Origin of the sequence: Bradyrhizobium sp. CB1717 (assembly GCF_029714325.1) — a bacterium.
Lineage (GTDB): Bacteria > Pseudomonadota > Alphaproteobacteria > Rhizobiales > Xanthobacteraceae > Bradyrhizobium.
Genome location: NZ_CP121666.1, coordinates 5,341,555 through 5,365,046 on the forward strand (window position 1 = coordinate 5,341,555; position 23,492 = coordinate 5,365,046).

Annotated in this window: 19 protein-coding genes; 13 read left to right on the plus strand and 6 right to left on the minus strand. The window is 66.5% G+C overall.

Annotated elements, in window-relative coordinates:
• Positions 1 to 136 precede the first annotated feature (136 nt).
• Positions 137 to 3,232, plus strand: coding sequence for a ribonuclease E/G (locus QA649_RS25425; protein ID WP_283019598.1), 3,096 nt, complete (start codon positions 137 to 139; stop codon positions 3,230 to 3,232).
• Positions 3,233 to 3,294: 62 nt separating this feature from the next.
• Here the strand turns inward: QA649_RS25425 and QA649_RS25430 are convergent, their stop codons facing one another.
• Positions 3,295 to 3,975 carry an XRE family transcriptional regulator gene (locus QA649_RS25430; protein WP_260384138.1) on the minus strand — a complete coding sequence of 227 codons (681 nt, stop codon included), beginning with the start codon at positions 3,973 to 3,975 and terminating at the stop codon, positions 3,295 to 3,297.
• Between the two features lie 208 nt (positions 3,976 to 4,183).
• On the opposite strand from QA649_RS25430, the gene QA649_RS25435 reads away from it, so the two are divergent.
• Entirely contained in the window at positions 4,184 to 5,680 is a 1,497-nt protein-coding gene (locus QA649_RS25435; protein ID WP_283019599.1) for an amidase family protein, read from the plus strand.
• Between the two features lie 27 nt (positions 5,681 to 5,707).
• Positions 5,708 to 6,940 (plus strand): FAD-binding oxidoreductase, encoded by a 1,233-nt coding sequence (locus tag QA649_RS25440; protein WP_283019600.1) that lies wholly within the window; start codon positions 5,708 to 5,710, stop codon positions 6,938 to 6,940.
• Here the strand turns inward: QA649_RS25440 and QA649_RS25445 are convergent.
• Both QA649_RS25445 and QA649_RS25450 read right to left on the minus strand, forming a co-directional pair.
• Positions 6,937 to 9,030 (minus strand): tetratricopeptide repeat protein, encoded by a 2,094-nt coding sequence (locus tag QA649_RS25445; protein ID WP_283019601.1) that lies wholly within the window; start codon positions 9,028 to 9,030, stop codon positions 6,937 to 6,939. The genes QA649_RS25440 and QA649_RS25445 overlap by 4 nt on opposite strands.
• Before the next feature lie 48 nt (positions 9,031 to 9,078).
• A complete protein-coding gene (locus tag QA649_RS25450) occupies positions 9,079 to 9,915 on the minus strand; it encodes a helix-turn-helix transcriptional regulator (protein WP_283019602.1) in 837 nt (278 codons plus the stop codon).
• A 92-nt stretch (positions 9,916 to 10,007) separates the two neighbouring features.
• On the opposite strand from QA649_RS25450, the gene QA649_RS25455 reads away from it, so the two are divergent.
• Positions 10,008 to 10,892, plus strand: a complete 885-nt coding sequence (locus tag QA649_RS25455) for an SDR family oxidoreductase (protein ID WP_283019603.1) — start codon at positions 10,008 to 10,010, stop codon at positions 10,890 to 10,892.
• Positions 10,893 to 10,912: 20 nt separating this feature from the next.
• Here the strand turns inward: QA649_RS25455 and QA649_RS25460 are convergent, their stop codons facing one another.
• The 3 genes from QA649_RS25460 to QA649_RS25470 form a co-directional block, all read right to left on the minus strand.
• A complete protein-coding gene (locus tag QA649_RS25460) occupies positions 10,913 to 12,247 on the minus strand; it encodes a dicarboxylate/amino acid:cation symporter (protein WP_283019604.1) in 1,335 nt (444 codons plus the stop codon).
• 84 nt (positions 12,248 to 12,331) lie between these two features.
• Positions 12,332 to 12,889, minus strand: coding sequence for a biotin transporter BioY (locus tag QA649_RS25465; protein ID WP_283026095.1), 558 nt, complete (start codon positions 12,887 to 12,889; stop codon positions 12,332 to 12,334).
• A gap of 87 nt (positions 12,890 to 12,976) precedes the next feature.
• Positions 12,977 to 14,164: an aminotransferase class I/II-fold pyridoxal phosphate-dependent enzyme gene (locus QA649_RS25470; protein WP_283019605.1), complete on the minus strand. Its 1,188-nt coding sequence runs from the start codon at positions 14,162 to 14,164 to the stop codon at positions 12,977 to 12,979.
• Positions 14,165 to 14,370: 206 nt separating this feature from the next.
• On the opposite strand from QA649_RS25470, the gene QA649_RS25475 reads away from it, so the two are divergent.
• The 9 genes from QA649_RS25475 (at position 14,371) to QA649_RS25515 (ending at position 23,454) form a co-directional block, all read left to right on the plus strand.
• The gene (locus QA649_RS25475) at positions 14,371 to 15,774 is read left to right on the plus strand and encodes a M48 family metalloprotease (RefSeq protein WP_283019606.1); all 1,404 of its coding nucleotides are present in this window, start codon (positions 14,371 to 14,373) and stop codon (positions 15,772 to 15,774) included.
• Between the two features lie 98 nt (positions 15,775 to 15,872).
• Complete coding sequence (locus QA649_RS25480; RefSeq protein WP_283019607.1) at positions 15,873 to 16,640, plus strand: DsbA family protein; 768 nt, start codon at positions 15,873 to 15,875, stop codon at positions 16,638 to 16,640.
• A 215-nt stretch (positions 16,641 to 16,855) separates the two neighbouring features.
• The gene (locus QA649_RS25485) at positions 16,856 to 17,650 is read left to right on the plus strand and encodes a DUF1236 domain-containing protein (RefSeq protein WP_283019608.1); all 795 of its coding nucleotides are present in this window, start codon (positions 16,856 to 16,858) and stop codon (positions 17,648 to 17,650) included.
• A gap of 225 nt (positions 17,651 to 17,875) precedes the next feature.
• Positions 17,876 to 18,343: a type II 3-dehydroquinate dehydratase gene (gene aroQ, locus QA649_RS25490; RefSeq protein ID WP_018646964.1), complete on the plus strand. Its 468-nt coding sequence runs from the start codon at positions 17,876 to 17,878 to the stop codon at positions 18,341 to 18,343.
• A 35-nt stretch (positions 18,344 to 18,378) separates the two neighbouring features.
• Positions 18,379 to 18,873 (plus strand): acetyl-CoA carboxylase biotin carboxyl carrier protein, encoded by a 495-nt coding sequence (accB, locus tag QA649_RS25495; protein WP_283019609.1) that lies wholly within the window; start codon positions 18,379 to 18,381, stop codon positions 18,871 to 18,873.
• A 60-nt stretch (positions 18,874 to 18,933) separates the two neighbouring features.
• A complete protein-coding gene (accC, locus tag QA649_RS25500) occupies positions 18,934 to 20,292 on the plus strand; it encodes an acetyl-CoA carboxylase biotin carboxylase subunit (RefSeq protein WP_260424242.1) in 1,359 nt (452 codons plus the stop codon).
• Positions 20,293 to 20,399: 107 nt separating this feature from the next.
• Positions 20,400 to 21,917 (plus strand): CHASE3 domain-containing protein, encoded by a 1,518-nt coding sequence (locus QA649_RS25505; RefSeq protein WP_283019610.1) that lies wholly within the window; start codon positions 20,400 to 20,402, stop codon positions 21,915 to 21,917.
• On the plus strand, positions 21,914 to 22,354 hold the full coding sequence (locus QA649_RS25510; RefSeq protein WP_283019611.1) for a response regulator: 441 nt from the start codon (positions 21,914 to 21,916) through the stop codon (positions 22,352 to 22,354). Before QA649_RS25505 ends, QA649_RS25510 begins: the two co-directional genes overlap by 4 nt.
• The gene (locus QA649_RS25515) at positions 22,351 to 23,454 is read left to right on the plus strand and encodes a histidine kinase dimerization/phosphoacceptor domain -containing protein (protein ID WP_283019612.1); all 1,104 of its coding nucleotides are present in this window, start codon (positions 22,351 to 22,353) and stop codon (positions 23,452 to 23,454) included. The genes QA649_RS25510 and QA649_RS25515 overlap by 4 nt, the downstream gene beginning before the upstream one ends.
• Positions 23,455 to 23,492: the final 38 nt, after the last annotated feature.

Consider the following 23,492-nt stretch of genomic DNA (forward strand, 5'->3'; position numbering starts at 1 on the left):
GCTTCCGGTTCGGCAAGGCGCGAGAGACGGCGTTTCGGCCTTCCCCTCACCCCCGAATCAGGTGGACCGTCGCGTCACCCGGCAGCGCAGATCGCGCCCACGGTGAGTCGCGCCCGCCGCCGCCAAGAGTTAAGACATGCCCAACAAGATGTTGATCGATGCCACCCACCCGGAAGAGACCCGGGTCGTCGTGGTCCGCGGCAATCGCGTCGAAGAGTTTGATTTCGAGACCGCGCAACGCAAGCAATTGCGCGGAAATATCTACCTCGCCAAGGTCACAAGGGTCGAACCCTCGCTCCAGGCCGCCTTCGTCGAATATGGCGGCAACCGCCACGGCTTCCTCGCCTTCAGCGAAATCCATCCCGACTACTACCAGATCCCGGTCGCCGACCGGCAGGCGCTGATCGAGGCCGAGGAGCAGGCTCATCGCGAGGCCGAGGAAGAGAGCGAGAATCGTTCCCACGGCCGCCGCCGCTCGCGCCACCGCAATGCCCGCCGCCGCGGTCATGGCGAGCGCGTGCGCAGCGAGATCGTCGAGGGTCTCGGCGCCGGCGCCGATCCCGCCGCCCAGCCGCTCGAGGGCGCGCCGCAGCCGGACTACACCGAAGGCGCTCCGCTCGAAGGCGAGCATCTGCACACCGAGGCGGAGCAGCACGGCGAGCACGATCACGACGATCACGGGCACGACGACCATCACCACGCCCATGACGATGATCACCCTCACGATCATGACGACCATGGTCATGACGGCGAACACGATCATCACGACCACGACCATGCCGACGAGGCGCCCGCGCCCGTCGCCGCGGTTGGCGCAGAACCCGTCGTGGCGAACGAGCCCGTTGCCGAGCCGCAGGAGGCCCAGACCGTCGAAGCTCACGCCTTCGAAGCGCACGCCGAGGCTCTCGCCGAAGCCGTGACGTCGGCCACCGAGCCGGCCGATGCCGTCTACGCTGCCGGCGAGAGCGTTGAAGCGCCGCATGCCGAGGCCGCGGAAGCAGCCGGCGAAGACGACGACGACGAGGACGAAGAAGACGGCGAGGAAGCCGAGGAGGAAGTCGTCGAATCCGTCGGCGGTGACGACGTGCTGGAGGAAGTGCCGGAGCGTACCTTCCGCCCGCGCCGCCAGTACAAGATCCAGGAAGTCATCAAGCGCCGCCAGGTGATGCTGGTGCAGGTCGTCAAGGAAGAGCGCGGCAACAAGGGCGCGGCGCTGACGACCTATCTCTCGCTCGCCGGCCGCTACGCCGTGCTGATGCCCAACACCGCCCGCGGCGGCGGCATCAGCCGCAAGATCACCAGTGCGCAGGACCGTTCTCGTCTCAAGGAGGTCGTGCAGGATCTCGACGTGCCCGAGGGCATGGGCATCATCCTGCGCACCGCAGGCGCCTCCCGCACCAAGCCGGAGATCAAGCGCGATTTCGAGTATCTGATCCGGATGTGGGAGACGGTGCGCGACCTGACGCTGAAGTCGCAGGCTCCGACCCTCGTCTATGAGGAAGGCTCGCTGATCAAGCGCTCGCTGCGCGACCTCTACAACAAGGAGATCGACGAGATCCAGGTTGCCGGCGACGGCGGCTACCGCGAAGCGCGCGACTTCATGAAGATGCTGATGCCCGCCAATGTCAGCGCGGTGAAGCAGTATCGCGACGGCCAGCCGCTGTTCTCGCGCATGGGCGTCGAGAGCCAGCTCGATGCGATGTTCTCGCCGACCGTGCAGCTTCGCTCCGGCGGCTATGTCGTGATCAACCAGACCGAGGCGCTGGTCTCGATCGACGTCAACTCGGGACGATCGACCCGCGAGCACCATATCGAGGACACCGCGCTCAAGACCAATCTGGAGGCGGCCGAAGAGGTCGCCCGCCAGCTCCGCCTGCGCGACCTCGCCGGCCTGATCGTCATCGACTTCATCGACATGGACGAGAAGCGCAACAACCGGGCGGTCGAGCGCAAGCTGTCCGACTGCCTGCGGCAGGACCGCGCGCGCATCCAGGTCGGCCGCATCTCGCATTTCGGCCTGCTCGAGATGTCGCGCCAGCGCATCCGCGCCAGCGTGCTCGAGAGCTCGACCGATCCCTGCCCGCATTGCGGCGGCACCGGCCATGTCCGTTCGGTGTCTTCGGTGGCGCTGCAGCTCCTGCGCGGCCTCGAAGAGATCCTGATGAAGGGCGCGACCCACAATCTCGTGGTCCGCACCCGCACCGACGTCGCGCTCTATGTGCTGAACCACAAGCGCGGCCATCTGCGCGATCTCGAGAACAGCTTCAAGGTCACGCTGTCGATCATCGCCGATCCCAGCGTCAGCGGCCCGCAGGCCTATCTCATCGACCGCGGCGAGCAGGTCCACACGCTGGAAGCCGCCAAGGCGCTGCTCGCGGCGCAGGCGGCTGCGAGCCCGCCGCCCTTGGTCGAAGACGCCTATGACGACGAGGAGTTCGATTCGGAGCTGGAATCCGAGATCGAGTCCGAGGAGACCGAAGGTCTCACTGAGGAGCAGGCTGCTGGAGAGGCTGCCCCCGAGCAGGACGGTCAGCGCCGCAAGCGCCGCCGTCGCCGGCGCGGCCGCGGTGGCCAGCGCGAGGGCGAAGTGCGTGAGGATGGTGCGCCCAGTCTTCCCGAGGCGGCCGTGGCAGCCAGCGAAGGCGAAGAGGAATCCGAGTCCGAGCAGGACGGCGAGGAAGGCGAGGAGCAGGCAGCCCGTGGCGAGCAGCAGGGCAGCGGCGACCGCCGGCGCCGGCGCGGTCGTAGGGGCGGACGTCGCCGTCGTGGCGGCAACGAGGAAGGTCTCGCCGGCTCCATCAGCGACGAGCTCGCGGCCAATGCGGCGCCGGAAGCAACCGAGGCGGTCGCCGATTTCGACGGCGCCAGCGGTGAGGCTGCGCCCTCGATCGCGCAGGCCGAATACACCACTGAACCGCAGATCGCCGAGCCCGAGCCGCGTGCCGAGGTTCAGGCTGCGGCCCCGGCCCAGCCCGAGCCGGCTCCCGCTCCCGTTGCAACGGAAGAAGAATCCACCGACGATAAGGCCACGCGGCGCCGTTCCACGGTCCGCGAAAAGGTGAGCTTCCTGTCGAGCAGCGCGAGCGAGCCGGCAGCACCGGTTGCACAGGCAGCCGAGCCGGTCGCTCCGCCCGCACCGCTCCCGGAGCCCGCGCCGGAAGCGGCAACCGAGTCGCCGGCCGCCCCACGCCGCGCCGGCTGGTGGTCCCGCCGCTTCGGCGGCGGCGAGTAAGCCGAACGCCCAACAAAAAACGCCCGGCCAAGCCGGGCGTTTTTCATTTCAGGGTGCCGCCGCTACGACGGCAGCTCGTCATCCCCGAGCGGCGCGACGTCGCGCGCGGCGATCTGGCGGAGCTGGTCGTAGAGATCGGGCGCCTCGCTGGTGCAGAGGCAGACGCCGGTTGCCGAAGGTCCTTCGCCGGCATTGAGGTAGGCGTGGCCCATGGTGCTGTCGAGATAGATGCCGTCGCCCTCGCCCAGGATCTCCGGCGCATAGAACTCGGTGTGGACCGCGACGCGTCCGCGCGTCACCACGAAATACTCCTCGCCGCCGTGACGCAGCAGCGGACCGAACTCCTCGAGCGAGCGCGCGCGCACTTCGGCCACGATCGGCACCATGCGTTTACCGATCAGGTCGGTGCATTGATAGGTGTAGGTGTAGAACTTCGTGGTGATCACCTGCCCCTGCCCGGCCCGGCTGATGCTCCGCCGCGCAGTCACCGGCCGCCCCTGCGCGGGCGCAGCGACCGCCGGATTGAACAGCTCGGCGATCTCCATCTTCAGGCCCGAGGTGAGCTGGAGCAGCTTGTCGTAGGTCAGCGACATCAGGCCGTTCTCGACCTTGGACAGGGTCGAAAGCGCCATGCCGGTCCGCTCCGCCACCTGCTTGAGCGTCAGGCCGCGCGCCTGGCGGGCGGCCTTGAGGCATTGGCCGAGCTGGGAATTGGCAGTTTCTGATGTCGTGATCTCGCTCATGGAGGAATGCTAGCACGACCAAGGAAAAATAGTTGATCGATCGGCCTAATCTTTTCGACCGATATACTCCAGATCGGACCTATTTGGTGCCGACTGGAGCAGCCCAAGTCACCATTGGCGCACGAAATGACTCGATTGACGAAGATTGGTGCGCCGCTCCGCTTTCCGATATGCTAAATCGTTTTCATAATCTGAAAGGGAGCGGGCGTTGTCCGAACTGTGCGATTCCAGTGCCGTTGAGCTGCGCCGCCTGCTGGCCGCGCGGACGATCTCGCCTGTCGAGCTGCTCGATGCCTGCCTCGCGCGCATCGCCGCCATCAATGGCGCCGTCAACGCTGTCGTGACGCTGGACGAGCCGGGCGCACGCGCTGCGGCGAAGGAGGCCGAGGCAGCCATCCTGCGCGGCGAAGATCGCGGCGCACTGCACGGCCTGCCGGTCCTGATCAAGGACACCCAGGACACCGCCGGGATGCGCTCCACCTACGGCAGCCCGCTGCTGCGCGATAACGTGCCAACCGCTGACCAGGGCTCGGTCGCGCGCATACGCGCCGCCGGCGCCATCATCTTCGGCAAGACCAACACGCCGGAATGGGCGGCCGGCGGCAACACCCGCAATCCCGTGTTCGGCGCCACCGGCAATCCGTTCGATCCCATGCGCTCGGCGGCCGGCTCCTCCGGCGGCTCGGCGGTCGCGCTCGCCTGCGGCATGGCCCCGCTCGCCTCGGGCTCCGACACCGGCGGAAGCTTGCGCAATCCGGCCGGCTTCTCCGGCATCGTCGGCATGCGCCCGTCCTACGGACTCGTACCGAGTGAAAAGCGCATCTTCGGCTGGTCGAACCTCTCGACCGACGGGCCGATGGCGCGCAACGTCGCCGACACCGCGCTGATGCTGTCGGTGATGGCGAGCGACGATGCCCGCGATCCGCTCGCCTACACCCTGCCCGGCGAACCGTTGCGTGCGCGCGCCGAGCGCTGGGCCGCGCCGCGCCCCACCGATCTCGGCAAGCTGCGTCTGGCCTTCACGGAAGACTTCGGCTTCGCGCCGACCGAGCAGGCAATCCGCCGCGTGTTCCGCAATCGCGTGAGCAAACTCGCGCCGTTGTTCGCCGACAGCCGCGAGGCAACGCCTGACTGCACCGGCGCGGATGACGCCTTCGCCGTGCTGCGCGCGGGCATGTTCCTGGCGACGCATGGCAAGAACTACAAAGAACGGCCTGACATGCTCGGTCCGAACGTCCGCGCCAATGTCGAGGAAGGCCTCGGCTACACGCTCGAAGACCACGCGCGCGCGGCCACGACGCAGACGCGGATCTACCGCGCCTACCAGAGCTTCTTCGCGGGTTGCGACGTGCTGATCAGCCCGACCATCACGCTGAGCCCGCGGCCCTGGTCGGAGCTCTATCCCGCCGAGATCGACGGCGTGCCGACCAAATCCTATTTCCACTGGCTCGCGCTCGCCTATGCCGTTACCCTTGCCGGCCACCCGGCGATCAGCATCCCGCTCGGCCTCGATGAGGCCGGCCTGCCGTTCGGCCTGCAGATCGTCGGCCCGCGCGGCGGCGATGCCATCGTGCTCTCGGTCGCCGCGAGCATCGAGGCGGCTTTCGCGAACGACGCACAAATGTGCCGGCCCGTACCTGACCTCGCGCGGCTCGCCGCAGCGCCGCCGCTGTCGGCCGCGCCTGATTTTCTCACCTGGGAATGACCCGGGCCTGACAGGAGAATTTGTCCGATGCAAAGCGCGATCGTTCTCGGCGGCGGCATGGTCGGTGTGGGTGCAGCGCTGCATCTGCAGCGGCGCGGCTGGGCCGTCACGCTCGTCGACCGCAGGGAGCCCGGCCGCGAGACCAGCTACGGCAATGCCGGGATGATCCAGGCGGAAGCCGTGCGCCCCTATCCGATGCCGCGCGACCTCTCCACACTGCTGAAGATCGCGACCGGCCGCACCAATGACGTGCGCTACAGCCTGTCCTCGCTTCATCGTCACATCGAGCCGCTGCTGCGCTACTGGTGGCATTCGGCGCCGAAGCGGCATCGCGAAGCCATCGTCGGCTGGGCGCGCTTGATCGGCTACGCCACGAGCGAGCACGACATCCTCATCCGCGAGGCCCACGCCGACAATCTGATACGCCGCGCCGGCTATCGCGCGCTCTATCGCGATGCCGCAGCCCTCGAGCAGTCGATCAAGGACGCGGAGCAAGACCAGCGCGAATTCGGCGTGAACTTTCGCGTGTTGTCGGGCAGCGAATTGACGAAGGCCGAGCCGATCCTGCGCGACGATCTGCCCGGCGCGATCCACTGGCTCGACACCTGGACCGTGACCGATCCCGGCGCGCTGGTCACGGCCTATGCCGAGCTGTTCGCGCGCCTCGGCGGCAGGATCGTGCTCGGTGATGCGCAGTCGCTGCAGCAGACCACGAGCGGCTGGTCGGTCGACACCGATCAGGGACGGATCGATGCGGCCCATGCCGTCGTGACACTCGGGCCATGGTCGCCCGATCTGTTGTACAAGTTCGGCTATCGCATCCCGCTGGTGCGCAAGCGCGGCTACCATATGCATTACAGCGGCGGCGCCTCGCTCGATCTGCCGCTCGTCGACAAGGGCGGCGGCTACGCCATGGGTCCAATGGCCAGGGGCATCCGCATCACCACCGGCGCCGAGCTGACCGGTCCGGATGCGCTCGCAACGCCCGTGCAGCTCGCCAGCGCCGAAGCCTCCGCACGCGAGCTGATCGATCTCGGCAAACGCGTCGAACCCGATCCGTGGTTCGGCACCCGCCCCTGCACGCCCGACATGCTGCCGGTGCTCGGACAGGCCCCGCGCCATCCCGGCCTCTGGATGAACTTTGGCCACGGCCATCAGGGCTTTACGCTCGGGCCTGCGACCGGGCGCCTGCTCGCCGAGATCATGAGCGGCGAGCCGCCGTCCATCGATCCTGCACCGTACCGGCCGGAGCGGTTTTAGCCCTCGGCGCTTGCGGCGAGCACCGCGAGCGCGGCCGACAGGCGCAGCAACGGATCGTCCCATTCGCGGGGGCTGCGCTGGCGGAACAGCCGCATGGTCGGATACCACGGGCTGTCCTCGCGATCCCGCAGCCAGCGCCAGTCGAGCGCATACGGCGTCAGCATCCACACCGGACGTCCCAGCGCGCCGGCAAGATGCGCAACCGACGTGTCGACGGCGATGACGAGATCGAGCGCCGCGACGGCTGCCGCGGTGTCGGCGAAATCGCCGAGCGCCGGCGCAAGATCGATGATGTCCTTGCCGAGCGCGGCCAGCACCGCAGCATCCTCCGGCCGCGGCTCCTTTTGCAGGCTGTAGAGCTGCACGCCTGGCATCACGAAACGCAGCAGCACGGCTTCGGCCGACAGCGAACGCTGCCGGTCGCCCTTGTGCCTGGCATTGCCGGCCCAGACCACGCCGACCTTCAGTGCCGTCACGTCCGCAAGCGCCGCGCGCCAGCGCGACAATTTTGCGGGATCGGGATGGAGGTACGGGACATCAGCCGGAATGGTGTCGAGCGCGGTGCCGAAGATGCGCGGCAGGCTCATCAGCGGCAGTTGCAGATCGAACGGCGGCAGCGGCACGCCGCGCGGGATCACGGTCACGTCGGGCAGCTGCTGCAGCAGTGCGGCGAGCGCGGGCTGAACCTGCAGAATGATCCGGCCGCCTCGCGCCGTCATCATCGGCACGTAGCGCACGAAATGCAGGGCATCGCCGAGGCCGTATTCGGCAAAGAGCAGCAAGGTGCGGCCCTCGAGCGGCTCGCCTTGCCATTCCGGCTCGTCGAATACGGGATCGCCGTCCGACAGCGTCTTGCACTTCCGCCGCCAGCGATAGGCTTCGAAACCTTCCGCGAAGTCGCCGTTCATCAGCAGGAAATGCGCATGGTTGTATTGCGCGAGGGGCTGCCTGGGATCGAGCGCGATCGCACGATGCGAGACCGCGAGCGCCTCGTCGATCTCGCCGGCATTGCGCAGCGCGACCGCGAGATTGGCGTGGCCCTTGGCATAATCAGGATCGGCGACGACCGCACAGCGGTGCGCCGCGACCGCGTCGGCAGCGCGCTCCTGCTTCTCGAAGATGATGCCGAGATTGGTCCAGGCCGGGGCGTGATCGGGCTTGAGCAGCAGCGCGTGCTCGCAGGCGGAGATCGCCTCGTCCAGTTCACCGAGCTCGGAGAGACAGGCACCGAGATTGCTGGCGATCAAATGGTCCGACGGATCACGCGCAAACGTCTGCCGATAGATCTCGGCCGCCTCCTGCAGATGACCGGCCTCGTGCAGGACGAGGCCGAGCAGGCGCAGCGCCGGACCATTGTCCGGCGCAAGCGCGATGGCGCGGCTGTACTGGGCGATGGCGTCTTCGAGCAATCCACGCCGATAGAGCACCTCGCCGAGATTGCAGAGCAGCCCGGGATCATCGAGGTCTTCGGCAAGCGCGCGGCGAAAGGCCACTTCCGCCTCGTCGAGGCGCGCCTGGTCCACGAGGAGATTGCCGAGATTGAGCCAGGCGCCGCGATACGAAGGCTCCCGCGCGATGACCGCGCGATAGGCCTCTTCGGCCTCGGCGAGCCGCCCCTGCTCCGCGAGCACGACGGCGAGGTTGAAGCACGCCCGTGTCAGTTGCGCATCGAGCGCCAGCGCGCGGCGATAGGCGGCCTCGGCCTCGTCGAAGCGCGCGAGCTCGCCGAGCGCGACGCCGAGCTTGTTGTGCAGGCCGGCATCGTCAGGCCGCCGCACCAGCGCGCGCCGGAATGCGGCGACCGCCCCTTCCTGCTCGCCCTTGACGGCAAGCGCATCACCGAGCGTCACGAGCGCCGGCGCGTGGTCGGGATCGACGCGGAAGATGCGGCCGAGCAGCGCAGCGCCGTCAGCCGCACGGTCGCTGATGAAGGCGGCCACAGCGGCCAGATGCAGCGCCGGGACGTAATCCGGATCGCTCTTCAGGATCTCCGCGCAGAGCGCGTCCGCCTTATCCGGACGCCCCGCCGCAAAATGCTCCGCCGCCTGCAACACAATCGGATTCACAGCCGCATCGCGCACGATACCCACCCCTCAAGCTCCGAGATGCGGGTTAAACGCGCGAGATCGAAAATTCCGTCAGTCGGCGCGCTCAGTGAGCAGTGTCCTGATCCGGTCGGCATCCTCTGGCGTCGCCGGGTTGTAGACGATCATGCTGAGGTCGGAGCGGCCCTCGACGTTGAAGCTCGAATATTCGAACGACATGGTGCCGTGAACGGGATGGCGCAGCCGCTTGGTGCCGTCGCCATGATGCCGCACGTCATTATCGCGCCAGAGCGCGGCGAATTCCGGGCTGGTGCGGCACAGCTCGTCGACGAAATCGGCGACATGCGAGACGGCGCCGGCACGCGCGGCATCCGCCCTGAACGCCGCCACCACGAAGCGCGCCACGCTGTCCCAGTCGTATTGCGCGGCGCGCACGCGCGGATCGCAGAAGATGAAGCGCAGGATGTTGCGCTGGCCCGGCGGGATCGCCCCATAGTCGGTCAGCACCACGCTCGCAGCGCGATTCCAGGCGACGACGTCCCAGGTCGCAGTCCGCACCAATGCAGGGCTGAACGCGAGCGCATCGAGCACGCGCTGCAGCCGCGGCGAGACTCCCTCCGCCGCCTGATAACGCACCTCGGGTGGGCGGCCGAGGCCGATCAGGAACAGATGCTCGCGCTCGACATCGGTCAGCATCAAGGCGCGGGCGATGCGATCGAGCACGTCGGCCGACGGAGCCCCGCCGCGGCCCTGCTCCAGCCAGGTGTACCAGGTCGGGCTGATATTGGCGCGCTGCGCCACCTCCTCGCGACGGAGCCCGGGCGTGCGCCTGCGGCTGCCGCTGAGGCCGAACGCGGCGGCATCGAGCCGGGTGCGGCGGTCCTTCAGGTAGGTCCCGAGCAGGTTCTCGGCGGGGGCGGTCTCGCTCATCCTGTTAGCTATTATACCCCGATAACGTCACTACTTTACCCGGATAAGTCTAGCGCAGATGGTCCTCGCCACCAACCCCGAGGAGATATCTCATGCGCGTATTCGTCACCGGCGCCACCGGCTTTGTCGGCTCCGCCGTCGTTCGCGACCTGATCGCCGCCGGCCACGCGGTCACCGGCCTTGCCCGGACCGACGGCAGTGCGGCCGCCGTCGCGGCGATGGGCGCCGCGGTCCATCGCGGCTCGCTGGAGGACCAAGCCTCCTTGCGCAGCGGCGCGGCCGCATCCGACGGCGTGCTCCACCTCGCCTTCAACCACGACTTCTCGAAATTCACCGAGAATTGCGAGCTCGACCGCCGCGCCATTCTGGCAATCGGCGAGGAGCTCAAGGGCTCCGAGCGCCCGCTGATCGTCACGTCAGGCGTGGCCTTGCTCGCGCCCGGACGCCTCGCGACCGAGGACGATGCCGCGGCGCGCTACTTTCCGCGCGTCTCGGAAGCGACCGCCGAGGATCTCATGCAGCAAGGCGTCCGCGCCAGCATCGTGCGGCTGCCGCCCACGACCCATGGCGAGGGCGACCACGGTTTCGTCCCGCGCCTCATCGCAATCGCCCGCGAGAAAGGCGCTGCGGCCTATATCGGCGATGGCAGCAACCGCTGGCCGGCCGCGCACCGCTTCGACGCCGCGCGTGTCTACCGGCTCGCGCTGGAGCAAGGCGCATCCGCCCGCCGCTATCACGCCATCGCCGAGGAAGGCGTGCCGTTCAAGACGATTGCCGAAGTGATCGCCAAACGGCTCGGCGTGCCCGTGGTCGCGAAGTCCAGTGACGAGGCCGAGTCCCATTTCGGATGGTTCGCACGGTTCGCCAGCATTGACGTTCCGACCTCGAGCGCGAAGACGCGTGCGGCACTCGGTTGGGAGCCCAAAGAAAAAGGGCTGATCGAGGATCTCGACCAGCCCTATTACTTCGAGGTCTGACAGCGTGGCTCGCGTCCGGATCAGTCTGTCGTGATCGCCGTCTCCATGTCGGTCGGGTCGACCTGCTTGGAGAGGTTGGCGTTGAGCTTGTCGCGGTCGAGCTCACCCTCCCACCAGGCGACGATCACGCAGGCGACGCCGTTGCCGCACAGATTGGTCAGCGCACGGCACTCGCTCATGAACTTGTCGATGCCGAGCACGATCGCCATGCCCGGCACGAGGCGCGGATCGACCACGGCGAGCGTTGCCGCCAGCGTGATGAAGCCCGCACCGGTGATGCCGGAGGCGCCCTTCGACGTCAGCATCGCCACCACCAGGATGGTCAGCTGCTGGCCGAAGGAGAGATCGACGCCGAGCGCCTGGGCGATGAACAGCGTCGCCAGCGTCATGTAGATGTTGGTGCCGTCGAGGTTGAACGAGTAGCCCGTGGGCACCACGAGGCCGACCACCGACTTCGAGCAGCCGAGCCGCTCCAGCTTCTCCATCAAGGACGGCAGCGCGCTTTCCGACGACGATGTGCCGAGCACGATCAGCAGCTCGTCCTTGATGTAGGCCAGGAACTTGAAGATCGAGAACCCCGCCATGCGCGCGATGGTGCCGAGCACGACGAACACGAACAGCGCGGCCGTGACGTAGAACGTCGCGATCAGGCCGATCAAATTGAGGATCGCGCCGGTGCCGAACTTGCCGATGGTGTAGGCCATCGCACCGAACGCGCCGATCGGCGCCGCACGCATCACGATGGAGATGACGCCGAACACCGCATGCGCGGCATCGTCGATGAAGCTGCGGATGGTGTGGCCGCGCTCACCCAGGCTCATGATGGCGAAGCCGAACAGCACCGAGAACAGCAGCACCTGCAGGATCTCGCCTTGCGCGAAGGCGCCGACCACGGTGTCCGGAATGATGTGCAGCACGAAGTCGACGGACTTCTGGCCGGCGGCCTGCTTGGCGTAGTTCGCAACGGCCGCCTCGCTCGCCGCCGCATTGCCGAAGCCTGCGCCCGGCCTGACGAGATTGCCGACGATGAGACCGATCACCAGCGCGAAGGTCGAGACGACCTCGAAATAGACCAGCGCCTTGACGCCGATGCGCCCGACCTTCTTGGCGTCCTGGATGTGCGCGATGCCCGACACCACGGTGCAGAAGATGATCGGGGCGATCACCATCTTGATCAGCTTGATGAAGCCGTCGCCCATCGCCTTGATCCAGTCGTTGGTGGCGAACGACGGCCAGAGCCAGCCGACGATGGCGCCGAGCACGATGGCGATCAGCACCTGGACATAGAGAATCTTGTACCACGGCTTGGCTGCGGCCGGCGCGACCGGCGCCCCCGCCATCGTTGTCGTCGTCATCGTTTCACTCCCCCTCGAACATTGGGGCCAGCCAAGATCAACTTGGCCGGCCCTGTCAATTGGAACCGATCGGAATGGTGCGCTTTACCCGCGGCGATCGACGATCCGGCGCGCCGCCGGCATCAGCGTCGCGCCCAGCGCGTTCTTGACCAGGGACGCCGCGATGAACGGCGCAAGGCCCACTTGCCAGGCCTTGGCCACGCCCAGACCGAGGCCGAAGGCCAGCCAGCCGAAGCCGGCGGCCAGGATGACGATGTGGCCGACGGCCATCGCGGCGAACAGCAGCACCACGCTGCGATCCCAGCCGCGCTCGGCGAGCCAGCCGGTCACGAAGGCAGCGAGGACGAAGCCGAACAGATAGCCCGCGGTCGGGCCGACCAGCGGTGCAATCCCACCCACGGGACCGGCGAACACCGGCAGGCCAAGCGCACCCTCGGCGAGGTAGGCGATCATGGTTGCGCTGCCAAGGCGCCAGCCATAGGCGGCGCCGATCATCAGCACCACCAGCGTCTGCAACGTCATGGGCACGTAAGGCAGCGGCAGGTTGACCTTGGCTGATAGCGCCATCAAGGCAGTGCCGAGCGCAATCAGCACGACTGCGCGCAGTGCACCGACTGTTTCGCCCGGACGGGTCGGCCACATCAATCCGGCGAGAGGAGAATGCGTGGCGGCGCTGGGCGCGGAACGGTCAGACAAGTTGCACTCCGGAAGGCTGGCGAAAACTGGCGGCTATTTAAGCCAGTGAGCGATCCGGTCAACTGCCTCCCGCATCTCTTCTGCCGAACGGGCATAAGAGAACCGTATGAATGAACGGCCATGGATGGGATCGAAATCGACGCCAGGCGTCGCCGCCACATGGGCCTGCTCCAGCATCTGCTTGGCGAACTCGAAGCTGTCGGAGGTGAAATCCGAGACGTCGGCATAGAGGTAGAACGCACCATCAGCCGGCAGGAACTTGCTGAGGCCCGCTTTGGGCAGTCCCTCGATCAGGATGCGCCGGTTTTCCTGATAGCCGTGCTTGATCTCCTCCATCTCGGCGGCGCCGTCGAAGGCGGCCTCGGCGGCGATCTGCGACAGCGCGGGCACCGAGATCGACAGGTTCTGCTGCAGCCGCTCGATCGGGCGCACCAGAATCTCCGGCACGACCATCCAGCCGACACGCCAGCCCGTCATGCAAAAATACTTCGAGAACGAATTGATCACGAGTGCGTGGTCGGACAGCGTCACCGCCGTCACCGCCGGAAACGCGTAATCCAGCCCGTGATAGATCTCGTCCGAGATGAAGCGGATTTTGGCGTCTTCCGCCGCCGTGATCAGGCCGGAGAGCGCCTCGCGGGACATCATCGTTCCCGTTGGATTGGCGGGACTGCCGACCAGCACGCCCTTCAGCGGCGCCTTGCGATGGGCGGCCAGCAGCGCCTCGCCGGTGAGCGCGTGCCGTGTCTCGTTCGTGGTCTCGATCAGCACCGGCTCGCAGCCGAGCGCGGTCAGGATGTGGCGGTATGGCGGATAGCCCGGCACCGTCACCGCGACGCGGTCCCCAGGCTCGAACATCGACAGGAACGCGAGGATGAATCCGCCGGACGAGCCCGTCGTCACCACGATCCGCTCGGGGCTGACGTCACAACCATGGACGTCGCGATAGTGCCGCGCGATCCGCTCACGTAAGGAAGGGATGCCGAGCGCGGAGGTATAGTCGATCCGGCCGGCCTCGAGCGCGGCATGGGCGGCCGCGATCGCGGTTTTCGGCGCGCCGGCCGCGGGCTGGCCGACCTCCATGTGGATGACATGACCGCCGGCGGCCTCGATTCGGGCGGCGGCGGCCATCACGTCCATCACCATGAAGGGGGGAACGTCGCTGCGGCGGGAGGGCTCGAGCCACTGCCCCAACCGGTTCCTCAATGTCGCATCCTGCATCGATTTCTGCTATTTCGCTGGCGGACCGGTCCGTCCGGTCCTTCAAAACGGGGCGCTTGCGCCCCAGACTGGCCGCATTGTACGGCTCATAAGGGGTACGGCTCATAGGCCATATCGCGTATCCGGTCCGCCGCCAATCGCCAAAACCAATCACGAAAACTGCATTCCAGGTCCCTTTGCCGAGACCGTTTGACCAAGACCGCTTGATGTTGCTCCAGACCGCATTGCGCAGGAAGGCCTCCGCCCTCACCGCCCTCGTCACGGCCGCGGCGATCGCACTGGCGCCGCTCCCGGCGGCACGCGCGCAGAGCAAGGGGCCGCCGATCCTGCGCGATACCGAGACCGAACAGCTGCTGCGCGAATATACCCGCCCGATCCTGCGCGTCGCCGGTCTGGAGAAGCAGAACATCCAGATGGTGATCATCAACGACAACGCGTTCAACGCGTTCGTCGCGGACGGCCGCCGCATCTTCGTCAATTACGGCGCGATCCTCCAGTCCGAGACGCCGAACCAGATCATCGGCGTGCTCGCGCACGAGACCGGACATCTGGCCGGCGGCCATTTGTCCAAGCTGCGCGAGCAGCTCGCCAACGCGCAGACCCAGATGATCATCGCGATGCTGCTCGGCGCCGGCGCGATCGCCGCCGGCAGCACCCGCAGCTCGAGCAGCGCCGGCAACAACGGCCTAGCCAATGCGGGCGCCGCCGCGATCGCCGGACCGCAGGAGATGATCCGCCGCACGCTGCTGTCCTACCAGCGCCAGCAGGAGGAGAACGCCGACCGCGCCGGCGTGAAATTCCTGACCGCGACCCAGCAGTCGCCGAGGGGCATGTACGAGACCTTCAAGCGCTTCACCAGCGAGAGCCTGTTCGCCGCGCGCGGCGCCGACCCCTATCTCCAGTCGCATCCGATGCCCGCCGAGCGCGTCGCGGCACTGCAGGAGTTCGCCAGCAGCAGTCCCTATTGGGACAAGAAGGACGATCCCGCGCTCCAGCTCCGCCACGACATGGTGCGCGCCAAGATCTCGGCCTTCATGGAGCGGCCGGAGACGGTGTATCGCCGCTATCCGCAGACCAACGACAGCATGCCGGCGCGCTATGCCCGAGCCATCAGCACCTATCTGCACGGCGATCTGCGGAGCGCGCTCACCCAGATCGACGCCCTGATCCAGGTCCAGCCCAACAACCCGTATTTCTACGAGGTGCGCGGCCAGGCGCTGCTCGAGAGCGGCAAGCCCGCCGAGGCCATCGCTCCGCTGCGCAAGGCTGTCGCACTCTCCAACAACTCGCCCCTCATCGAGATGTTACTTGGGCAGGCTCTGGTTGGAACCGATAATAAAGCCTACACCGACGATGCCGTTCGGATTCTCCGCGCCGCGGTGGCGCGGGAGCCCGAGGCGGTTCTCGGTTATACCCAGCTCGCGATGGCTTATGGCCGGAAGGGCGACTATGCCGAGGCGGATCTCGCATCGGCGCAGGCCGCTTACTTGCGCGGCGACAACAAGACCGCCCGCGAGCTTGCAACGCGCGCGAAAACCCGTTTCGCCGTCGGCACGCCCGGATGGGTCAAGGCCGACGACATCGTGGCGGCCAAGCCGCCGCGCAACTGAAAACTGGAACGACGCCTTGAGACCACGACGTCACGACACCGAGCTTTGAGTCCGCCGGGACGTTTTTCGAAACCTGCTTTGGATAAGAGGATTTGCCTATGCCTTCGCTGCGTCTGCTTGCCCCCGCGTTGTTTGCGCTCGCCATGTTCGGCGCAGCCGCGCCCGCGTCGGCCGACAGCTTCTCCGATGCCCAGCGCACCGACATCGAGGCGATCATCAAGAACTATCTCGTCACCCACCCCGAGGTGCTCGAGGAGGCGATGACCGAGCTCAGCAAGCGCCAGGCCGCGGCCGAGACGCAGAAGCACGAAGCCAGCATCGCGCAGAACGCGGACGCGATCTTCAACTCGCCGCGCCAGGTCGTGCTCGGCAACAAGGACGGCGACGTCACCTTCGTCGAGTTTTTCGATTACAATTGCGGCTACTGCAAGCGCGCGATGGACGACATGCTCACCCTCATGAAGGGCGATCCGAAGCTGAAGGTCGTGCTGAAGGAGTTTCCGGTGCTGAGCCAGGGCTCGGTCGAAGCCGCCCAGGTCGCGGTCGCCGTGCGCATGCAGGATCCCTCCGGCAAGAAGTATCTCGACTTCCACCAGAAGCTCCTCGGCGGCCGCGGCGCGGCCGACAAGGCGCGCGCCATGCAGGCGGCCAAGGACGCCGGGCTCGACACCGCGAAAATCGAGAAGGACCTCACCAGCCCCGAAGTGCGCGCCACCATCGAGGAGAACTTCAAGCTCGCCGAGGCGATGGGCATGAACGGCACGCCGAGCTACGTGATCGGCAAGCAGATCGTGATCGGCGCGGTCGGCGTTGAAGGCCTGAAGGAAAAGATCGGCATTGCCCGCTGCGGCAAGGCGACCTGCTGAGCGATACGACATTGCGTTGAAGGAGGCCGGCTCACAGCCGGCCTCTTTTTTTGCGCGGGTTCGCACGCAGTTTGTCCGCAATCCGGGCGCGACCGTTCATCCGGCGTTCAACAAACAAAGCGCGTCGGAACCTCCTGGAATTCGGAACGACCACGCTCTCCTTTCGTTGTCGGCGCGGGCAATGACGCGAAGAAATCACGTGAGGAGAGGTTCAAATGACTAATCGCTTTTTGGTCTCGGTTGCAGCCTTGGCGCTGATCTCCGGCACCGGTTTTGCCAACGCGCAAGGAACCGGAACCAAGGACTACGGGGGTGGCCAGCAGACCCAGCACAGTACGCAGCCTTCTGGCGAGCGCAGCGGCTCCATGGGCAAGCAAGAGTCCATGGACAAGCAAGACAAGCATGACAAGGGAACGGTTGGTCAGGCCGGTGGCATGAAGGATCAGCCGAGCGCTCATGACAAGTCGACTCAGTCCGACAAGATGAACAAGGACCAGCCGGGTGCGACGCGTGAGAAGTCGACGCAGTCGGAGAAGTCGTCGACGGTCGGCCAGAGCCCGCGGAGCGACGAGAAGTCCAAGGGTAGCATGAGCAAGGAAACCGAGACCAAGGGCACCAAGGACATGAAGGCCCAAGGTCAGGAAGACCGCAGCGGTATGAACGCGCCTGGCCACCAGGGTTCGCAAACCCAGACCCAGACCCAGACCGGAACCGAGCGGTCGCAGACGACGACCGGCCAGGTTGGCGCGGCCGCCAAGCTCTCGACCGAGCAGCGGACCCAGATCACCTCGGTGATCCGCGAGCAGCGCGTGGCTCCCGTGACCAATGTGAACTTCGCGGTCTCGGTCGGCACCCGCATTCCGCGCGAGGGCATCGAGCTGCACGCCCTGCCGTCCCGGGTTGCGACGATCTATCCGGAGTGGCGGACCTATCGCTACGTCATGGTCCGCGAGCAGATCGTGATCATCGATCCGAACACCTACGAGATCGTCGCGGTTCTCGACGTCTAGGGCTGATCACAACTATCTCGGGGGCGGGCAGCAATGCCCGCCTCCTTGCGTTTGGCCGACAGTCATGCTTTGGACTGGTTAACAAGCAATTTCCGTAGCTTCCGCACAGGTTTTTGCACCCCGGATGAGGTGCCTGAAGCCCCTTGGGAGGTCCTTCAAGGCTTCCCCTAGGGCGCTTTGTTACCTATAACCCCGCCACGCCGAAGCACCTCTTCCGGGATTGGAATGGCAGAACCAGCAACCGACACGATCCTCGTCCTCAACGGGCCGAACCTCAATATGTTGGGGACGCGCGAGCCCGAAAAGTATGGTCATGCGACGCTGGCCGACGTCGAGGCGCTGTGCCGCGAGACGGCGGCGACGTTCGGCCTCAAGGCCGACTGCCGCCAGTCCAACCGCGAGGGCGAGCTGATCGACTTCATCCACGAGGCGCATGCGCGCAAGATGAAGGGCATCATCATCAATGCCGGCGGCTATTCGCACACCTCGATCGCGCTGCACGACGCGCTGCTCGCGGTGCAGATCCCGACGGTCGAGGTGCATGTGACTAACATCCACGCCCGCGAGAGCTTCCGTCACCACTCCTACACCGCGCGCGCCGCGTTCGCCTCGCTGTGCGGTTTCGGCATCGAAGGCTACCGCCTCGCCATCCAGGGCCTTGCCGCCAAGCTCGGCATCAAGCCCAAAGCCTGACGCTCCCTTCCAACAGAACATTCGGATCAAACAACATGGCGCGCCAGCCAGACGACAAAGCAGCCGCAAAGTTTTCCAGCGAGGATTCCGCGCTCGTCCGCGAGCTCGCCCTTCTGCTCGATGAGACCAGCCTCACCGAGATCGAGATCGAGCGCGCGGGCCTGCGCCTGCGCGTCGCCCGCAACATCAGCGTCGCCGCGACCATGCCGATGCCGATGGCAGCCGCTGCCGCCGCCCTGCCCGTGGCGGCAAGCACCGCCGCGCCGGCGGCTGCCGGCGTCGACCTGTCCAAGCATCCGGGCGCCGTGACCTCCCCGATGGTCGGCACCGCGTATTGGGCGCCGGAGCCCGGCGCCAAGCCGTTCATCGAGGTCGGCAGCAAGGTTTCGGTCGGCCAGACCCTTCTGATCATCGAAGCCATGAAGACCATGAACCAGATCCCCTCGCCGCGCGCCGGCACGGTGACGCAGATCCTGGTCGAGGACGGCCAGCCGGTCGAGTACGGCGAGCCGCTGGTCATCATCGAGTAATTGTTGAGGGCGGCCAGTCCGCCCTCGCCGCTTTTCGCGCGCCAGTCCCTCAAGGGCACCATGTTCGACAAGATCCTCATAGCCAATCGCGGCGAGATCGCCCTTCGCATCCTCAGGGCCTGCAAGGAGCTCGGGATCGCGACCGTTGCCGTTCACTCCACGGCCGACGCTGACGCCATGCATGTGCGCCTGTCGGACGAGAGCGTCTGCATCGGGCCGCCGGCGTCCAAGGACAGCTATCTCAACGTGCCCGCGCTGCTCGCGGCCTGCGAGATCACCGGCGCCGATGCCGTGCATCCCGGCTACGGCTTCCTGTCCGAGAACGCGCGCTTCGCGGAGATCCTCGGCGAGCACAATCTGCATTTCATTGGCCCCAAGGCCGAGCACATCCGCCTGATGGGCGACAAGATCGAGGCCAAGAAGACCGCCAAGAAGCTCGGCATCCCCGTGGTGCCCGGCTCCGACGGCGCGGTCGGCCCCGACGATGACGCCATGGCGATCGCGAAGAAGATCGGCTTTCCCGTGCTGGTGAAGGCGGCGGCGGGCGGCGGCGGCCGCGGCATGAAGGTCGCCCACAGCGAGGCCGACCTCCAGTTGGCGCTGTCGACGGCGGCCAACGAGGCCAAATCCGCCTTTGGCGACGCCTCGGTCTATCTCGAAAAGTATCTCCAGAAGCCGCGCCATATCGAGATCCAGATCCTCGGCGACGGCCGCGGCGGCGCGATCCATCTCGGCGAACGCGATTGCTCGCTGCAACGCCGCCACCAGAAGGTCTGGGAGGAAGGTCCCTCGCCCGTGCTGGCCGCCGCCGCGCGCGCCAAGATCGGCGAGACCTGCGCGAAGGCGATGCGCGAGATGAAATATCTCGGCGTCGGCACCATCGAGTTCCTGTTCGAGGACGGCGAGTTCTACTTCATCGAGATGAACACGCGCATCCAGGTCGAGCATCCCGTCACCGAGAGCATCACCGACATCGACCTCGTGCTGGAGCAGATTCGCATCGCCGCCGGCGGCGAGCTGCCGGCGAAGCAGAGCGAGATCCAGATCATCGGCCACGCCATCGAGTGCAGGATCAACGCGGAGAATCCGCAGACCTTCCGGCCCTCGCCGGGCCGCATCACGCAATATCACCCGCCCGGCGGGCTCGGCGTGCGGATCGATTCCGCCGTCTATCAGGGCTACACGATCCCGCCCTATTACGATTCCCTCGTCGGCAAGCTGATCGTGCACGGCAAGACCCGCGCCGAATGCCTGATGCGGCTGCGCCGGGCGCTGGACGAGATGGTGGTCGAAGGCATCGAGACCACACTGCCGCTGTTCCGCGACCTCGTTCGTCAGGACGACATCATCAACGGCGACTATCACATCCACTGGCTGGAACAGTATCTGGCCGGCAAGGCGGAACCCGCCCCCAAATAAATCTCCCACCGCCGGGAACCCGTTGCCTTCACGGGCGTTTTGAGCAGCTGGGAGCTGTTTGAAAAGGGGCGTTGGATTTCCATTGATCTCGACTGGGCGACACCGTCGTGACGGCTGAAGCGCAGCGGCGGCGCGCATTCTGGCACATCCTGCTGTTCGCAGCGGGCCTTGTGGTGCTGACCGTGATCAGCGCCGGCTCCGTCTACCTCGTCAACAAGGCGCGCGACGACAGCAAATGGGTGCTCCACACCATCGAGGTGGAGAACCAGGTCAACACGCTGCTGCTCGAGGTCCGACGGGCCGAGAGCAGCGCTCGCGGCTTTCTCCTGACGCAGGGACCGGATTTCCAGGCGGATCATGAGCGGGCCGTCGCAGCGATCGTTCCGGCGCTCGACAAGCTCACGCGCCAGATCGGCGACAGTCCGGCGCAGCGCGACAGCGTCGAGAAGCTGAGCGCCGCGATCGAGGTCCGCCTCGGCCAGTTCGCGCGCGAGATGGATTTCGTCAAGCAAGGTCGGCCCGACGATGCCAAGGCGCTCGTCCGCGAGGCCGCCGCCGGCACCACGACCACCACGATCACCAACTTCGCCAACGCGATGATACGCGAAGAGGAGCGGCTGTTCCGGCAGCGCTCCGTCAATGCCGACCGAAGCCAGACGCTGGCCGCGTCCCTCACCGGCATCGGCTCGGGCCTCGTGGTGGTGCTCGCCCTGATCTCGATCTGGCTGCTGCGGCGCTCGGCACGCATTCGCGACGAGGCCGAGACGCGTCTGCGCGATGCCTACGCCAATCTGGAGGCCCTCGTCGACGAACGCACGGCAGACCTACGCGAGGCCAACAACGAGATCCAGCGCTTCGCCTATATCGTGAGCCACGATCTGCGCTCACCGCTCGTCAACATCATGGGCTTCACCAGCGAGCTCGAAGAGCTCGGCGGCGACATCTTCCGTCGCGTCAGCAGCCTCACCCACGTCCCGGCCGACGGGCCGCCCTTGGCCTCCGGCGAGATCGCACTCGAAGGTCCCGACAAGCAGCTTTCCGAGGATTTTTCCGAGGCGCTCGGCTTCATCAAATCGTCGATCGCCAAGATGGACCGGCTGATCTCGGCGATCCTCAACCTCACCCGCGAGGGCCGGCGCGAATTCCAGCCCGAAAAGATCGACATCCGCGAGTTCGTCGAGGCCATCGTGTCGACACTGGCGCATCAGGCTGTGGAAGCGCAGGCCGAGATCCACGTCGAGCCGCTGCCTGACATCGTCAGCGATCGCCTTGCGCTGGAGCAGATATTCTCGAATCTGATCGACAACGCGATCAAGTACCTGAAGAATGGCGTGCCCGGCGAGATCAGAATTCGCGGGCGGACCAAGCTCGGCTACGCTATCTTCGAGATCAGCGACAATGGCCGCGGCATCGACGCTAGGGATCATCAGCGGATATTCGACCTGTTCCGCCGGGCGGGAACCCAGGACAAGCCGGGACAGGGCATAGGTCTTGCACATGTGCGTGCACTTGTGCGTCGTCTCGGCGGCACCATGTCGGTATCGTCGGAACTCAACGCGGGCAGCACGTTCACCATCACGCTGCCCGTGGCCTGGAACGCCAGCACCCGGAAGACAGATCGATGACGCAGCCAGTCACCATCATCATGATCGAGGACGACGAGGGGCACGCCCGGCTGATCGAGCGCAACATCCGCCGCTCCGGCGTCAACAACGAGATCATCTCGTTCGAGAACGGCACCGATGCGGTGAAGCACCTGTTCGGCGCCGACGGCAGCGGACTGCCCCAGAAGGGCAACGCCCTCCTGATCCTGCTCGACCTCAACCTGCCCGACATGAGCGGGATCGACATCCTGAAGCAGATCAAGGAAAACAGATATCTCAAGGCCTCGCCGGTGGTCGTGCTCACGACCACCGACGATTCCCAGGAGATCAAGCGCTGCTACGAGCTCGGCTGCAACGTCTACATCACCAAACCCGTCAATTACGAGAATTTCGCCAACGCCATCCGGCAGCTCGGGCTGTTCTTCTCGGTCATCCAGGTCCCGCCCGCCGCCCCATGAACCAGCCAACGCCGACACTGCTGTATATCGACGACGACGACGCGCTCGCGCGCCTGGTCGAACGCGGCCTGACCCGGCGCGGCTACAGGGTCGTCCACGCCGCCAGCGGCGAAGAGGGCCTCGAACACATCCGCCGCGCGGAAGCCACTGGCGGCATCGACGTCGTGGCGCTCGACCAATACATGCCGGGCCTCGACGGCCTCGAGACGCTCGAGCAGATCATGGCGATCCCGGACGCTCCTCCCGTGGTGTTCGTCACGGCCTCGCAGGACTCCAGCATCGCGGTCACCGCGCTGAAGGCGGGTGCGGCCGATTATCTCGTCAAGGACGTCAAGGGCGACTTCATCCCCCTGCTCCACGTCGCCGCCGAGGGCGCGTTGCGCCAGGCCGAGCTGCAGAGGGCACGCGAGGAGGCGGAAGCCGAGATTCACGCCTCGCGCGACCGCTACGCCGCGCTTGCCGCCGAACGCGAGCTCTTGCTGCGCGAGGTCAACCACCGCGTCGGCAATTCGCTCCAGATCATCGCCTCGCTGCTGCACCTTCAGGCCAGCTCCGCCGCGCAGGAAGAGGTCAAGGCCGCGCTGACCAACGCGATGGGCCGCGTCGCCGCGGTCGCGCAGGTGCACCGCCGCCTCTACACCTCGCAGGACCTGAAGAGCGTGGTGCTGAACCAGTATCTGGATTCGCTGCTCGAGGATCTCAGGCGCTCGGCCGAAGGTAACCGGATGTCGCGCCTGACGCTGAAGGCCGAGCCGATCGAGATCGACCCGGACCGCGCGGTCGCCGTCGGCATCATCGTCAACGAGCTGGTGATGAACGCGGTGAAATACGCCTATCCCGACGGCGCCGGCCCGATCCATGTCGAGCTGACCTCGCAGGGCGAGGATCTGCTGCTGACGATCGCCGACGACGGCGTCGGCGACAACGTCAAGGCCGACCCGCGCTCCACCGGCATGGGCCAGCGCATCGTCGCGGCCATGGCCACCAAGCTCGACGCCTCGGTGGAGCGTGACCCTACCCATTCCGGAACCCGCATCGTGCTCAGGTTCCAGCGCCTGCCCGCACCGCCCGGCAAGGCCAACAACGCCGCCGCGAGCTGACTTCGCCCCATCGCAACCGCATTGCGATCCTGCTATTG